This is a genomic window from Gammaproteobacteria bacterium (assembly GCA_016199745.1).
GTDB lineage: Bacteria > Pseudomonadota > Gammaproteobacteria > Acidiferrobacterales > Sulfurifustaceae > JACQFZ01.
This window is the reverse complement of the sequence record JACQFZ010000027.1, coordinates 1-14592: the sequence shown is the minus strand read 5'-3', so window position 1 is coordinate 14592 and position 14592 is coordinate 1. Positions and strand designations below refer to the sequence as shown.

15 protein-coding genes are annotated in these 14592 nt (G+C 59.1%); 14 read left to right on the top strand and 1 reads right to left on the bottom strand.

The genetic code is table 11. The features are described from left to right. Positions 1 to 238 precede the first annotated feature (238 nt). Genes pilM through HY308_07330 form a run of 7 tightly spaced genes read left to right on the top strand, consistent with a single transcriptional unit; the run spans position 239 to position 6605 of the window. The gene (gene pilM, locus HY308_07360; protein ID MBI3898099.1) at positions 239 to 1177 is read left to right on the top strand and encodes a pilus assembly protein PilM; all 939 of its coding nucleotides are present in this window, start codon (positions 239 to 241) and stop codon (positions 1175 to 1177) included. Further along, positions 1174 to 1803, top strand: coding sequence for a fimbrial assembly protein (locus HY308_07355; GenBank protein MBI3898098.1), 630 nt, complete (start codon positions 1174 to 1176; stop codon positions 1801 to 1803). The genes pilM and HY308_07355 overlap by 4 nt, the downstream gene beginning before the upstream one ends. After that, entirely contained in the window at positions 1803 to 2486 is a 684-nt protein-coding gene (locus tag HY308_07350; GenBank protein ID MBI3898097.1) for a hypothetical protein, read from the top strand. The genes HY308_07355 and HY308_07350 overlap by 1 nt, the downstream gene beginning before the upstream one ends. After that, the gene (locus tag HY308_07345; GenBank protein MBI3898096.1) at positions 2483 to 2839 is read left to right on the top strand and encodes an MSHA biogenesis protein MshK; all 357 of its coding nucleotides are present in this window, start codon (positions 2483 to 2485) and stop codon (positions 2837 to 2839) included. Before HY308_07350 ends, HY308_07345 begins: the two co-directional genes overlap by 4 nt. A 17-nt stretch (positions 2840 to 2856) precedes the next feature. Further along, positions 2857 to 4497, top strand: coding sequence for a pilus (MSHA type) biogenesis protein MshL (mshL, locus tag HY308_07340; protein MBI3898095.1), 1641 nt, complete (start codon positions 2857 to 2859; stop codon positions 4495 to 4497). 15 nt (positions 4498 to 4512) lie between these two features. Next, positions 4513 to 5427: an AAA family ATPase gene (locus tag HY308_07335; GenBank protein ID MBI3898094.1), complete on the top strand. Its 915-nt coding sequence runs from the start codon at positions 4513 to 4515 to the stop codon at positions 5425 to 5427. Beyond that, positions 5424 to 6605: a tetratricopeptide repeat protein gene (locus tag HY308_07330; GenBank protein ID MBI3898093.1), complete on the top strand. Its 1182-nt coding sequence runs from the start codon at positions 5424 to 5426 to the stop codon at positions 6603 to 6605. The genes HY308_07335 and HY308_07330 overlap by 4 nt, the downstream gene beginning before the upstream one ends. Positions 6606 to 7214: 609 nt before the next feature. Here HY308_07330 and HY308_07325 read toward each other — a convergent pair. Next, positions 7215 to 7916 carry a ComF family protein gene (locus HY308_07325; protein ID MBI3898092.1) on the bottom strand — a complete coding sequence of 234 codons (702 nt, stop codon included), beginning with the start codon at positions 7914 to 7916 and terminating at the stop codon, positions 7215 to 7217. 79 nt (positions 7917 to 7995) lie between these two features. On the opposite strand from HY308_07325, the gene bioF reads away from it, so the two are divergent. From bioF to HY308_07290, 7 genes are all read left to right on the top strand, one after another. Further along, positions 7996 to 9171 carry an 8-amino-7-oxononanoate synthase gene (gene bioF, locus HY308_07320; GenBank protein MBI3898091.1) on the top strand — a complete coding sequence of 392 codons (1176 nt, stop codon included), beginning with the start codon at positions 7996 to 7998 and terminating at the stop codon, positions 9169 to 9171. Beyond that, positions 9158 to 9922 carry a pimeloyl-ACP methyl ester esterase BioH gene (gene bioH, locus HY308_07315; GenBank protein ID MBI3898090.1) on the top strand — a complete coding sequence of 255 codons (765 nt, stop codon included), beginning with the start codon at positions 9158 to 9160 and terminating at the stop codon, positions 9920 to 9922. The genes bioF and bioH overlap by 14 nt, the downstream gene beginning before the upstream one ends. A gap of 16 nt (positions 9923 to 9938) precedes the next feature. Then, positions 9939 to 10808 carry a malonyl-ACP O-methyltransferase BioC gene (gene bioC / locus HY308_07310; GenBank protein MBI3898089.1) on the top strand — a complete coding sequence of 290 codons (870 nt, stop codon included), beginning with the start codon at positions 9939 to 9941 and terminating at the stop codon, positions 10806 to 10808. Next, entirely contained in the window at positions 10805 to 11485 is a 681-nt protein-coding gene (gene bioD, locus HY308_07305; protein MBI3898088.1) for a dethiobiotin synthase, read from the top strand. Before bioC ends, bioD begins: the two co-directional genes overlap by 4 nt. 75 nt (positions 11486 to 11560) lie before the next feature. Next, positions 11561 to 12514 carry an FkbM family methyltransferase gene (locus HY308_07300; protein ID MBI3898087.1) on the top strand — a complete coding sequence of 318 codons (954 nt, stop codon included), beginning with the start codon at positions 11561 to 11563 and terminating at the stop codon, positions 12512 to 12514. Between the two features lie 174 nt (positions 12515 to 12688). Continuing rightward, positions 12689 to 13549: a glycosyltransferase family 2 protein gene (locus tag HY308_07295; protein ID MBI3898086.1), complete on the top strand. Its 861-nt coding sequence runs from the start codon at positions 12689 to 12691 to the stop codon at positions 13547 to 13549. A 605-nt stretch (positions 13550 to 14154) separates the two neighbouring features. Then, a complete protein-coding gene (locus HY308_07290) occupies positions 14155 to 14490 on the top strand; it encodes a type VI secretion system tube protein Hcp (protein MBI3898085.1) in 336 nt (111 codons plus the stop codon). Positions 14491 to 14592 lie beyond the last annotated feature (102 nt).

The following is a 14592-nucleotide window of genomic DNA, read 5'->3' as shown; positions in this document are numbered from 1 at the left end:
CACGGGACTTGCAATAGAGCGGTGGTAGGCCGGTAGACGTGGGATTTTTTATGCCTTGTGGGTGAATGTGTTAGGCCGATTGCCGTAAACCCGCCCGTGCAGCAAATCCATCCGCGTCAGACCTTTACTTAGTAATTCTTATGCTACGCTTGAAAAAGCCGGTTTTTTATAGGGAAACACAGCGAAATTAGTTATTTACGTAAGGTTCCCGCCGCTGTTTCCACGGAGCAACAAACGAATGTTTTCTTTCTTGAAAAATAAGCGGACGACGCACGGGCTCGCGGGTATCGAGCTACGTGATGACGGCGTGAGTGTCGTGCACGTGGTGCGCGACGCCGGTCGTATACCGCAGGTAACCGCTTGTGAGTTTCGCGAATGGGGCGATGCCAACGAGAAAGAGAAAGTGCTGGCGCGTATCGCCGCCGATCATGGTTTGAAGCATGCCCGTTGTACCACCGTGCTCGATCCCGCCGAATACACCTTATTGCTGACCGAGGCCCCGGATGTGCCGCCCGATGAGTTACGTCACGCGTTGCGTTGGCGCGTCAAAGATCTGATCGATTTTCATGTGGATGACGCCACCATCGACGTATTCGACGTCACCACGCCGAATTCTCCGAGCAAGACTCGGCCGATGTACGTCGTCGCGGCGCGCAACGCCGCTATCCAGAGTCGTGTCAATTTGTGCGACAACGCCGGTATCGGCCTCGACGTCATCGATATTCCCGAACTCGCGCAACGCAACCTCGCCTCAATCTTGCCGGAAGACGTGCGCGGTGTGGTGCTGTTGGTGCTGACGGCGCGTAGTGGTTTGATCACGATCACCCGTCAGGGTGAAATCTTTTTGAGCCGGCGCTTGGAGCTCGGCGTTGAGGCGTTGCGTGTGGCCGACGATCCGGCACCGTACTTCGACCAGATCGCGCTCGAAATCCAACGCTCGCTCGATTACTTCGATAGTCACTTCCGCCAAGCACATGTCGATCAGGTGGTGTTGTCGCCGTCGGCGAGCGACTTGCCGGCGCTAGTGGCACATTTGAATCAGAACCTAAGCATCAAGGCGAACGTCATGAATCTCGCCGATGTCGTCCAGTACGACCCGGCGTACACGGAACAATTGGGCGACCGGGCGCTGCTGGCGCTTGGTGCAGCGCTGCGGCAGGAGGAGAAGGCGCTGTGAAACAGCAAATTAACCTCTACCGCCCGATATTCCGCAAGCAGGAAAAGAAATTTTCCGCACAGGCAATGCTGCAGGCGGGCGGTGCGATTCTCGCCGGCGTGGCCGTTATTTATGGATTGATGCACTGGCAGGTAAGCGGTCTGCGGGACGATATGCAGCAGACTGAGAAACAGTGGTTGGCGTCGACCAAGCGGCTCGACGACGCTGTGAAGCAATTCGGTCCGGGTGCCAAGAGCCAGGTGCTCGAAGACGAAGTGACGAAGCTGGAGCGGCAGTTGACCGCACGCTTGCGTATTCGCGAGCTGCTCACGCACGGCATGTTCAGCAACACCACCGGCTACTCGTCGTACTTCCTGGCCTTCGCCCGTCAGCATGTGTCGGGCATTTCACTCACTGAGTTCGCCATCGTCGGCGCTGGCGAGGACATGCAGTTGCAGGGGCGCACGGCCGATCCGGCGCAGGTGCCGCGCTATTTGCAACGGCTGTCGACGGAGTCGGTGATGGCCGGCCACGAATTTCAGGTATTCGTGATGTCGCGACCGAAGAAGGACGACACCACGAACGAGCGTGCCTATGTCGATTTTCTGTTCCGTACGGGCGCGGCAAAAGATCAAGGTAAATCTTAATGAATGCGCTTAAGGCTCGCTTCAAGGAGACGGCAGACCGCATCGATGCGATGTCGGTACGTGAGCGCGGCATGATTTTCTTCGCGGTGGTCGTCGTTTTGGCACTGATCGCTTACAACGTCGTATTCGGACCCTTGCGCTTGGAACAACGCAAGCTGGAACGCGACATCAAGGCTAAGCAAGCGGAAATCCATTCGACCGATCAGCAAGTGGCGACGATGTTCGGTGACGGTAAAGATGTGAACTCGCAGAACCGCACGAAGATCACGGCACTGACGCAGCAACTGCAAGAGCTCGATTCGCAGATGGACCAGATGACGGCGGGCGTCGTATCGCCGAAAGAAATGGCCAAGCTTATCGAGCAAATGCTGACGCGCAATAAGCACCTCGAGCTGGTAAAGCTCGAAGCGCTACCGGCGACGCCGGTGGACGATGGTGCGGCGCCGGCGACCGCCGGCAACAACGCATTACCGGCGACCGACGTGACGGTGTATCGCCATGGCATGCGGGTCGAATTCAAAGGCGGCTATTTCGACATCGTCGAATACTTGAAAACGCTTGAAGGATTGCCGTGGAAAGTTTTCTGGGGCGAGGTAAAGCTCGAACCGGATAAACACCCGGTATCGAAAGTGAGCCTGGTGATCTATACCTTGAGCCGGCACCCCGGCTGGATCGGTCTGTGATGCGGCGTCTGGCGAAATTCGTGGTGACGGTCAGTGCGGCGCTGTTTGCCGTTCCGCTGTTGGCAGAAACGTTATCCGATCCGACGCGACCATTGGACAGCGCGCCGGCAGTCGGCTCCTCGGCCACAACGGCTGCCGCTGCGCCGAGCGGGCCAGTGCTGCAATCGACGTTGATCTCGCCGCTACGGCGATCGGCGGTGATTAGCGGCCGCACGGTAAAGATTGGCGACACCGTCGACGGGGCGAAGGTAGTCGATATTCAGTCATATGAGGTGCGGTTGCGTCGTGGCGGGCGGGAGGCATCGTTGCGGTTGCTGCCAAAGTTAGCCAAAGAACAAGGTAAGACCGAATGAAATCAACAAGACCTAATCTGCTGTCTGCCTGGTTGCTGGCCACGGCCTTAGTGGCCGGTTGCCAGAGCAACCCAGCGCAGTGGAACGATCAGGTGCGGGGCACAATCGACACCAGCCTGCAACAGGCACAACCGAAAGATACAAAAACCGGCGTCCCGAGCGACGTGACGCAAGAGCTGTTGCCGCCGCTCGAGATTACGGTCGAAGGCGGTCAGGCGACGCCGGTCGAGCCGCGGTTCGATCTGTCGGTCGCGAATGCGTCGGCACGTCAAGTATTCATGGGCATCGTCGAAGGCACACCGTACGACATCGTGCTGCAGCCGGATGTCGGCGGCACGGTAACGTTGAACCTCAAGAATGTGACGGTACCCGAGGCGCTGAACGCGTTGCGCGATGCCTATGGCTACGAGTATCGGCGCGACGGCAATCGCTTCTTCATTCTCGGACGCGAGTTGCAGACGCGTATCTTCACCGTCAATTACCTCAACCTAACGCGCAAAGGTAAATCCGATACGCACGTGAAGAGCGGCGATATCAGCGGCATGACCAGCGGTTCGTCGGGCAGCGGTTCCGGCGGTACCGGTACTTCCAACATCGAGGTCGAGACCCAATCGCAATCCGATTTCTGGAAAGAACTCGGCGAGACGCTCAAGGCCATCGTCGGCGGCAGTGGCGATCACCGCGTTGTCATCAATGCGCAGGCCGGTCTCGTCGTCGTGCGGGCGATGCCGGACGAGTTGCGCTTAGTCGAGAATTATTTGGGCGCGACCCATGCCAGCATTCAGCGTCAGGTTGTGTTGGAAGCGAAGATCATCGAAGTCGAGCTTAACGATCGGTTTCAAACCGGTATCAACTGGGCCCGAATCGGTACCAACTCTTCGTTCAGCCAGACCGGCGGCGGTACCGCCACCAGTGCGAGCGGCTGGCTTGGCGACATCGCCGGTAATTCTGGCAATCTCGATCCTTCCAGTCTGTTCAGTAACACCGACGCCTCGGCGTTCGGCGGTATCTTCAGTCTGGCGGTGAAGTCGGGTAACTTCGCCGCTTTCGTCGAGCTGCTAAAAACCCAGGGCCAGGTGCAAGTGTTGTCGAGCCCGCGTGTGTCGACCGTCAACAACCAGAAGGCGGTCATTAAAGTCGGCGGCGACGACTTTTTCGTCACCAGTGTCACCAGCGCCAGCTCGAGCTCGACCAGCTCCTCGGGCCCATCGATCGAGCTGACATCGTTCTTCTCCGGTATTGCACTCGACGTGACGCCGCAGATCGACGAGAACAACAATATCGTGCTGCATATCCATCCGTCGGTAAGCACGGTGACTGAAAAGAACAAGACCGTCACCATCAGCGGCGAGGGCTTCGTCCTGCCGCTCGCCTCCAGCGCAATTCAAGAATCCGACAATATCGTTCGCGCGCAGAGCTCGCAGATCATCGTCATCGGTGGCCTGATGAAGGAAGCGAGCACCGAAGACAACGCCTCGGTGCCGTTGCTCGGCGACATTCCGGTGCTCGGCAATCTGTTCAAGCACAAGAAGATCACGCGCGTGAAGCGCGAACTGGTGATCCTGTTGAAGCCGACGATCATCAACACTCCCGACCAGTGGGGCAACGAGGTCAAGGATGCGCAAGAGCGCATCAAGAAGATCAAGCTAGGAAGCTGATCAGGGCGGAGACGAATGTACCAAGAACATTTCGGGTTACGTGAGTCTCCTTTTACGATCACGCCCGACACCAGTTTTTATTTCGCTCACTCTTCGCACCAGGAGGCGTTGAATACGTTGCTGGTCGCCGTGCGCAGCGGCGAAGGTTTCATCAAAGTCGTCGGCGAGGTCGGTACCGGCAAGACGATTTTGTGCCGCAAGTTCCTCGACGCGCTCGATCGCGAAAGCTACATCACCGCTTATATCCCGAATCCATACCTGGGGCCGAACACGCTGTTGCTGGCGGTCGCCGACGAGCTCGGTATTTCTTACTCGTCGCAGATCAATCAGCATCAGTTGCTCAAGTTGTTGACGAAATTCCTGATCGACAGTTATGCCGAGCATCGGCGCGTCGTGCTTTGTCTCGACGAAGCGCAAGCGATGCCGGTCGAGACGCTCGAAGCGATTCGCTTGTTGACCAACCTCGAAACCGAACGCCGCAAGTTGCTGCAGGTGGTGTTGTTCGGCCAGCCAGAGCTCGACGTCAAACTCGACAATCCGGCGATCCGGCAATTGAAGCAGCGCGTCACGTTTTCCTGCCGACTGCGACCGCTCGACTTGAGCGATGTCGAATTTTATTTAGCGCATCGATTGACGATCGCCGGTTACCGCGGGCCGCGCGTGTTTGCCAAGGCGGCGGTCAAGCGATTACATCGTGCCAGCGACGGCGTACCGCGGTTGATCAATATTTTGGCGCACAAGGCGCTGATGGCGGCGTTCGGGGAGGGCGTGCGCGAGATCGGCGATGCGCACGTACGGCTCGCGATCGCTGACACCGAATCGATCGGTTTTCGTAAGCGGCTGCGGTCGCGCTTGCTGCGTTACATTCTAGGATTGACGCCGGTGGCGCTACTGGGTGTTGCCGTGCTGGTGTGGAGCAGTTGGCTATGAGCGTTATCAATAAGATGTTGCAGGATCTGGAGACGCGGCAGCAGGATGCCGCGCCGACCCATGCCAAAGGGGTTTATCAGGATTTGCGCCCGGTTCGATCCGCGCAGCGCCAAAGTGCGCGCCGTTTATTGACGGTGCTTGGTGCGGTGGCGGCGGTGGCAGTGGCGTTGTATTTCGGAGCTGGGTATTTCGGTATCGGTATTACCGCACCGCCGATGACAGCCGCTGTGCCAATGTCGCCGCCGGTTGCGCCGATAGCGAAAGTTGCCGCCAGCGCGGCACCAGCGCCGACAGTTCAGGCAATGCCGGTGCCGGTAGCTCCAGCTGTTGCCGAGCCGCCGCCCGTGCTCGTGACGGTAGCGGTGGCCGCGCCGGAACCGACACCGGAAGTTGTAGCAGCGGTGGTGGAAACGTCAGCCGTCGAAGCGGCAGCGCCGGTTGAAGTGCCGATAGCGGTTGAGTCGATGACGGCCGCGCCTGCCGAACCCGCGGTTGTGCCCGCCGCACGCAAAGAGAAACGAGTGGCAACGCCGCGCGTTGCCGCCGCTGAACCGGACGCGGAAGAAATTGGCGTCGTCGATAAGAAAGTTCGGCCGCTGACGGCTGAGGAGCGGGCCGAAGCCGGCTATCGGCAGGCCGTGCGATTGCTCGATCAAGGTCGCGGCGACGAGGCGACGCGTTATTTGCGCGACGCGTTAGCGGCGCAGCCGACTCATATTAAAGCGCGCGAGCTTGCCGCCGGTGTGGCGTTGCAAACGGGTCACTGGCAGGACGCGCAGCGGTTGCTGGAGCAGGGGTTGGAGCAGGTGCCGAAGCATCCGCTCTTTGCGCGGCTGCTGGCGCGGGTCTATGTCGAGCGCGGTGCCGATGCTAAGGCGTTGACGGTAATGGAGAGTGCGGTGTCTGCTGCCGGTAACGATGCCGATTTTTATTCGTTTCTCGGTACGCTGTATCAGCGTGCCGCTCGCCATGGCGATGCGCTCAAGGCATTTGAGCACGTGTTGGCGCAGCGGCCGGGCGATGGGCGTTCGTGGGTGAGCTTCGGTATTTCGCTTGAAGGGACGCAGCAGTGGCAGGCGGCGGCCGAGGCGTATCAGCGCGCCAAAGACAGTGGTGGGTTGACGGCGCCGTTGGCGCGGTATGCTGAGCAGCGGATTGTGGCGCTTAAAGATCGATAGGGTTGAATCGCCCCGTTGGGGCGATGATGGTCGATGTAATAAATATAAGCAGCGGGATGCTCCGCCCCGCAACCCAGGGTTACTTTTCTTTGCGGGTGGTCGCTCCTGCGCATCCTGCGCTCGCGACATTCGTACGTCCCTGTACAGCACCCGAAAAGTCACCAAAAGAAAGCACCCCCCGGGGTGGCGCAAAACCTTCCTGCGCTTCTCACTTTTGGCTCACTAACTATGTCTGGCACAGTACATCCCTGTACTGAGCCAGACCGCGCGCTTCCTGCGCGCTCGAGGCCAAAAGTTGCGATGCTCGGAATGCGCCACACGGGGATTAACAGCAACAACAACTGCAAAAACCCATTTAACTCACCCCCCTCCCTAGCCCTCCCCCGCTGTGGCGGGGGAGGGAATGGATCGGTGGCGGCGCGTGTAGGGAGTCACTGATGGCCTAGTCGTTTTTGCTTTTGCTTTTCATCCCCTCCCCTGCGAAGCGGGGGGTGAGGCGGAGTTTTCGTGAGTGTCCGGTGGACACTCACGCCGCTGAACGGGCGCGCTGAAGTCGCGCGCGCTGGGCGGGAATGGTTAGGGTGGGGGCGGTTGTGTTCGCCTAATCAATTACGCTCGCGCCACCACCCACACCTCAATACGGTTCGCACCTGCTCTCAGCAAACAACGCGCAAGTGCGTTAGCAGTAGCGCCTGATGTCATCACATCGTCCACTATCGCCAAGCGCAGTCCGTCTAATGATCCGTCGACGGCGAATGCATCACGTACGTTTTTTTCACGCTCGTTGAATTTCAATTCGATCTGCGGACGAGTTGCGCGGATGCGTTTGATGTTGCGTCGGAGGGGTAGGCGGAGGGCCTTGGCGAGTGGGCGCGCGAGTTCCAACGATTGATTGTAACCGCGCGAACGTAAACGTGTGCGGTGCAAGGGTACGGGAACGATAGCGTCGATCTCGCTGGCGTTAGCGGCGATGTGCTCGTTGAGGTAGCGGCCGAGGAGGGCGGCCCAGTCGAGGCGGCCGTTGTATTTAGCGCCTTGGATTAAGCGGTCGATGGGGGGTGCATAGCGAAATGGAGCGAGCACGCGTGTGTAGGCGGGTGTGTCTTGTTGGCAGCGGCCGCAGGCGTTGGAATTATCGATTGGTGGATCGTAGGGTGTTGCGCAACGTGGGCAATGAGTGCTGAGTGTCGGTAACGTATTTGTGCAACCGTCACAGAGATCGCGCGCGCGTGAAATCGATTGGCTGCAAAGCGGGCAGGTCTTTGGTAGCAGCCATTCCTGCAAATATTTTAAGCGATTGTAAACCAGCACAATTTTTTCCGTTGACTGTGAAATCCCTGGCTCTAAACTGAGCGCCCGCCTCGTTGGCGGTTATTGAGACTTTAACCGAATGTCGAATCCGAGGGACCTCGAAGCCTATTTAGACGAGCGCCGGGCGCAAGGGCTTTATCGTACGCGCCTGACCGTCGAGTCGCCCGGGGTGGAGCTGCAACTTGGCAATGAACGCTTATTGGCGTTCTGTAGCAACGACTACCTCGGACTGGCGACGCATCCGGATGTCATTGCGGCGTTCCAACGGGGAGCTGCCCAGTACGGCGTCGGCGCGGGTGCGTCCCATCTCGTTAGTGGCCATAGCCGGGCGCATGCGGCGCTCGAAGAGGAGCTGGCCGACTTCGTTGGAAGTGAGCGTACACTCCTGTTTTCTACCGGATACATGGCCAATCTTGGTGTCGTTACCGCTTTAATGCAGCGGCACGACCCCATTTACGAGGACCGGCTCAACCATGCCTCATTGATCGATGCTGCCCGGCTAGCGCGGGCGCGGGTGAAGCGATATCCGCATGTCGATTCCGATCAACTGCGCGGCGCGTTAGAGCAGCAGCCCGGCGGTACAAAGCTGATTACCACCGACGCCGTCTTCAGCATGGACGGCGATCTCGCACCGTTGCCGGCGTTACTGCAGCTTGCACAGGACCACGGTGCTTACTTATTGGCCGACGACGCGCACGGTCTGGGGGTACTTGGTGCTCATGGACGGGGGTCGTTCGAGCACTTTGGGCTGGCGATAAAGTCGCCTGTCATCTTGATGGATACGCTCGGTAAAGCCATGGGGACATTCGGGGCATTCGTTGCTGGCGATGCGGTATTAATCGAGACACTGATCCAGCAGGCGCGTACCTATACCTATACTACTGCGCTGCCGCCGGCAGTCGCCGAAGCTACGCGCGCTAGCTTGAAGCTGGTGCAAAGCGAACCGTGGCGGCGGACGCGGCTGCGGGAATTGGTCGCGCGATTCCGCCGTGGCGCTAGCGAGCTCGGTTTCGCGCTCGCGCCGAGTGATACACCGATCCAGCCGTTGATCTTAGGTAGTGCCAATCGGGCGCTGGCCGTGGCCGCGCACTTGCGTGCTTCCGGTATCTGGGTGCCGGCCATTCGGCCGCCGACGGTGCCGGCAGGCGCGGCGCGCTTGCGCATTACCTTCTCCAGTGCTCACGACGACGCGCATGTCGACCGTTTGCTGGAAGCGCTCGCGCAGTTTATGTCGAGCGACGATGTTGCACATTGAGCAGCAAGGTGCGGGCGCCGACGTCGTGTTGGTTCACGGCTGGGGATTGCACGGCGGGGTGTGGTCGTCGGTGGCCGAGCGACTTGCCCATCGCTTTCGCGTCACGAGGGTCGATTTACCGGGCCATGGTCGCAGCCCGATGCCGCAACAACCGTTCACGTTGCCAACCTTGGTCGATGCATTGCTCGCGGTATGTCCGCCACGCGCAGTTTGGGTCGGCTGGTCGTTAGGCGGTCTGGCGGCGATGGCAGCAGCGTTGCAGCGCCCCGAGGCAATTGCACGGCTCGTGCTCGTCGCCGCTACGCCGCATTTCGTATGCAGCGATGATTGGCCACACGGCATGGCGCCGGAAGTGTTCGCTGAATTCAAGCGCGACATCGAAGTCGATAGCGCGCGCACCTTGCGACGGTTTTTGAGTTTGCAATTCGGTAGTAGCGATGCCGAGCGCGCCGGTTTGCGCCAGTTACGCCGCGCATTGATGCAACACGGTGCGCCGGCGTTGGCCGCGTTGCGCGCGGGTTTGGCGATCTTGCAGACGGCCGATCTGCGTGCCGCGTTGTCGCGCATCGATGTGCCGACGCTGGTGATGCACGGTGCGGAGGATCGGCTAACGCCGATCTCGACCGGCGATTATCTGGTGCGCACGTTACCGCGGGCGCGGCTGCAGCGTTTTGCCGATGCCGGGCATGCGCCATTCCTGTCGCAGGCCGATAAATTTATCGAAACTATCGAGAAATTTTTGAATGACTGAGCGTTCGCTCCCTGACATGCCGGCACCGTCGCCGTTCGTCCTTAATAAGCGCCATTTGCGCGCGCACTTCGAGCGCGCTGCCGTGACCTATGAGGCGGCGGCGGTGTTGCAACGGCAAGTAGCGGACAACATGTTGACGCGGCTCGATGCGATCAAGCATCCGCCGGCACGTATTCTCGACGCCGGTTGCGGCACCGGCTATGGCACACGCACGCTGGCGCGCCGTTATCGGTCGGCATCGCTTACCGGCGTCGATCTGGCGCAGGCGATGACGGCGCAAGCACGGCGTGCGACCGGTTGGTTCGGTCAAAAGCGTTTCGTTTGTGCCGATGCCGAACGTTTGCCGTTCGCCGGCGAAGCGTTCGATATGGTGTGGTCGAACCTCATGTTGCAATGGTGCGATCCGGCAGCGGCGCTGGCCGAGTTCCTGCGGGTGTTGGCGCCGAGTGGATTGCTGATGTTCACCACCTTCGGTCCCGATACCTTGCGCGAGTTGAAAGCGGCCTGGCGCGGAATCGATAACGCCGGCCACGTGCACGGCTTTCTCGATATGCATGATCTCGGCGATGCTCTGGTGCGCGCCGGTTTTGCCGATCCGGTAATGGACGTCGAGCACTACACGCTTACGTATGCCGATGTCGACGGGGTGTTAGGCGATCTCAAGGCGATCGGTGCCGGCAATGCGCAGCGCACTCGGTCGCGCGGTCTAACCGGGCGCGATCGCTTTCGGCGCTTTCGTATGGCCTACGAAGCGATGGCGCAAGACGGGCGTATTCCAGCGACGTATGAAGTCGTGTACGGCCATGCTTGGGTACCGGCGGTGCGCTTGCAGCGCCACGGCGCGACCGCGACGATTCCGCTTAGCCAAATTCGGCGGCGGCGATGATCGGCGGCTGGTTTGTGACCGGCACCGGCACCGGTGTCGGTAAGACCCAAGTCGCCGAAGCGTTGTTATGTGCGCTGGTGGCGAGCGGCCGGCGGGCTGTTGGTATGAAGCCGGTGGCGAGTGGTTGCCGGCAGACGGCCGCCGGCTTGCGGTCGGACGATGCCGAGCGCTTGCAAGCGGCATCGGCATTCATGGCCGACTACCGCGATGTTAATCCTTACGCGTTTTTGCCGCCGATCGCACCGCATGTAGCGGCCGAACGCATCGGGGTGACGATGCAGGCGCAAGTGGTGCAGCAGCACTTCGAGCGGTTGGCGGCGGCTGCCGACTGGCTGGTGGTGGAAGGCGTGGGTGGCTGGCGGGTGCCGTTCGATAGCACTCTTTATATGAGCGACATCGCGCGCGTGATCGGCTTGCCGGTGGTGCTCGTCGTCGGCGTGCGTTTGGGCTGTATCAACCATGCGCTGCTAACCGCCGGGGCGATTCGCGGTGATGGTTGTGCCTTCGCCGGTTGGGTTGCCAATCAGCTCGATCCCATGTTCGACAGCGGTGGTGAAACTATCACCGCCCTTAGTCATTATCTTGGTACTCCTCCGCTAACTATTGTCGGGCATCAACCCGCCGGCACTAAATGGCGTACCGAAGGTGTGGCGATGGTGTCGCAGCTGCTCGGGTAATTCCCGATTAATTTTATTTTGCGCCGCGTCGTACACTGGTTGAGATAAGTCACAAGCGACCAGCGGGGAGGGCGCATGGTAACTACTGCCTTTAAACAGCTTGCGAGACAGACGCTCGCGCAAAAGCCATGGGTCTGGGACCTTCTTCGTCGTTATGTTCGCTATTCGCCGCGAACGCTGGTGTTGTCGGAAATCAACGAACGTGTGAACCGGTTTTTTCGGCACCAGGCACATCGTTTTATCGCCCGCACTCAATTCGGTTGTCTCATCGCCGGCGAAACGCGCGACATCGTGCAACGCTACGTTTTTCTGTATGGCCGTTGGGAGCCGAACCTGACGAGCTGGTTCATCGACCGTCTTAAGCGCGACGATGTCTTCATCGATGTCGGTGCGAACATTGGCTACTACTCATTGTTGGCCTCGACGGTTATCGGCGATCGCGGCCGCGTGGTCGCGATTGAAGCGTCGCCCAGCATATTCGAGCAGTTGCGCGCCAATATTTCGCTCAACTCGGCGAGCAATATTCGTGCGCTGCACTGTGCCGCCGCCGCCGTCAGCGGCACGCTGCGTTTGTTCCGCGCGCCGGCATTCAATCTTGGCGCCAGTTCGACCTATGACGATATCGGATTCGAGGACGAAGGTGTTGTCGATGCGCGGCCGTTGCACGAGTTGCTGACGCCCGACGACATCGCGCGTGCGCGCGTGATCAAGATCGATGTCGAGGGCGCCGAAATCGGCGTGGTCAAAGGAATGTTGCCGCTGTTGCCGGCCGCACGGCCGGAGCTCGAAATCGTGATCGAAGTTGGCGGTGGTCCTAAAGGATCGCCGACGGCGGCCGAGTCGGCGATGGCGATTGTGCCGATGTTGGCCGACGAAGGTTTCAATGTGTATCGCATCACCAACGACTACGGGGCGCATGCCTATGCCCGAGCGCGACGACCGGCGCGTCCGCAGCGCATTTGGAATGTGGAGGAAATTTCCGAGGAATGCGATCTGGTATTTTCTCGTATCAGCGCTGCGGCGCTATGAACGAGTAACCGACGGTAGCGCGCCCACGCTGCCGCATTTATAGACATCCGTATCGATTCCATGTAATCGGGGTGAAATGAAAAAGGCGGCGGCTATCCAGTGCGTCTTTCTTGCTAGCAACATAAACAGCAGCACAAGCGGGCATACTAAAAATAAAAATGAGGGAAGTGTCGCTTGAATCTGAGTGTTGTGATTGCCTGCTATAACGCCGAGACCACGCTCGGCGAACAGCTTGAGTCATTGGCCCAGCAGCGTTGGTCGGAACCGTGGGAAGTGATCGTCGTCAACAACCGATGCACCGATCAATCGATGGTTGTTGTTGACCGCTATCGCGATCGCCTACCAAACTTACGCACCGTCAATGCCTTTGCCCGGCAAGGAGCGGCGCATGCCATGAATGAAGGTGTGCGCGCTGCCCGTAGTTCCGCCATCGCCTTTTGTGATGCCGATGACATCGTTGCCGACGGATGGGTGGCAGCGATGGGCGAAGGGCTCAAGCAAAATGCCTTCGTCTCCGGCCCGTTCGAGGTCGAGCGCCTCAACAACACGCCCTTGTCACGCAATCGGCGTAATCCCCAACCCGAAGGCATTCAGAAGTACGAACCCCCGTTCTTACCGCATGCCGGCTGCGGCAACATGGGTGTACAGCGCGCCGTGTTCGACGCCGTTGGCGGATTCGACGAGAAACTGCTCGTCATGTTCGACATCGATTTTTGTTGGAAGATTCAACTAAGCGGTGTGCCGTTGACGCCGCTGCCCAACGCGATATTGCACGTACGCTATCGCAGTTCTGTTCGCCGGCTACTGCGGCAGGCACGCAAGTACGCAGAGTACGATGTGGCATTGTATAAGCGCTATCGACTCCATGGCCTTAAAAGGCAGAGTCGCAAACGAGTCATCAGTTGCTGGATTTGGCTGGTGAGGGAATTCCCGGCCTTGCTGGATCCTAACACCCGCGGGCGCTATCTTTGGGAACTCGGCTGGCGTACCGGTCGACTCTATGGATCCATTAAATATCGGGTGTGGGCCCTTTGATCGTTTCGTGGCGCAAACACAATCCTTTCCAACGGCGTTCATGCGTCGTAAACGCCGAGAGGCGGCCACCATGAAAGTGGTATCGACGTGCCTTACAAGTCTTCGGAAAATGCGATAGCAGCGGCCGTTTGCTAACCGAGTTTCACGTTCTGTGAACACCCGGCAATGTTCAGCGCGGCGGTGTCTTTCGCCCGACAGCTGGGCACAAGTTGCAAAACATTCCGAAAAATTCGCCGATAGAATTGCGCAAGCATTACTAAAAAGAACCAGCCACGGACACCAGGGAGGAAGGCCATGCAGATAATCACACCGAGTTACTCGTTCATCTCCGAGCAGTGCCAGTCGCGACCCGCATGCGCGGTTCATAACTACTCGTCTAAAAATTATTTCGGGAGAACACGACCCATGGAAAAACCCGCCGCCCGTATCGGCAATTTCATCAAACACGGCTCCATCACCGTTGGGTTCCACTAACCCTCCACCATCGGCAGTCGACAGGGGTACGGTTTCGCCGCCCGTCGGCTTGCTGTCAACAATTAAGGATAGACAACGCCGCGTCGCCCATGTCGACGACTCGCTGTGGCGACCGCTAAGGAGAAAACGAAATGTCGATGTTCATGTTTTATTCGGGCATCACGCAGGGAAACGCCAGCGATGCCGCCGGACATAAAAACTGGATTCCGATCTTAGAATTCGAGTGGGGCTCAAGCCGTCAGATCACGTCGGCCACCTCGACCCAGCGAGACCGCGAGTCAACCAACGCTCGCATCAGTGACTTAAAAATCCACAAGTGGATGGATTCATCGACACCGAAATTGTTCTTGGAAGCGTGTTGTGGAACGGGAAAGAACGTCATTCTGAGGCTGACCAAAACCGGCACAGGATCGGGCGCTGACGTGTATATGGAGTACAAACTGGTGCGACACGAGGCTGTGTCGTGAAGTTGTTTTCCCAAGGAGGGAGAAAACCACCGGTGTCACCCGGTGAAGCTAGGGATCTGAATCAAGTAGCGATCCTAACAATGTAACGAAGCGCCGTCATGG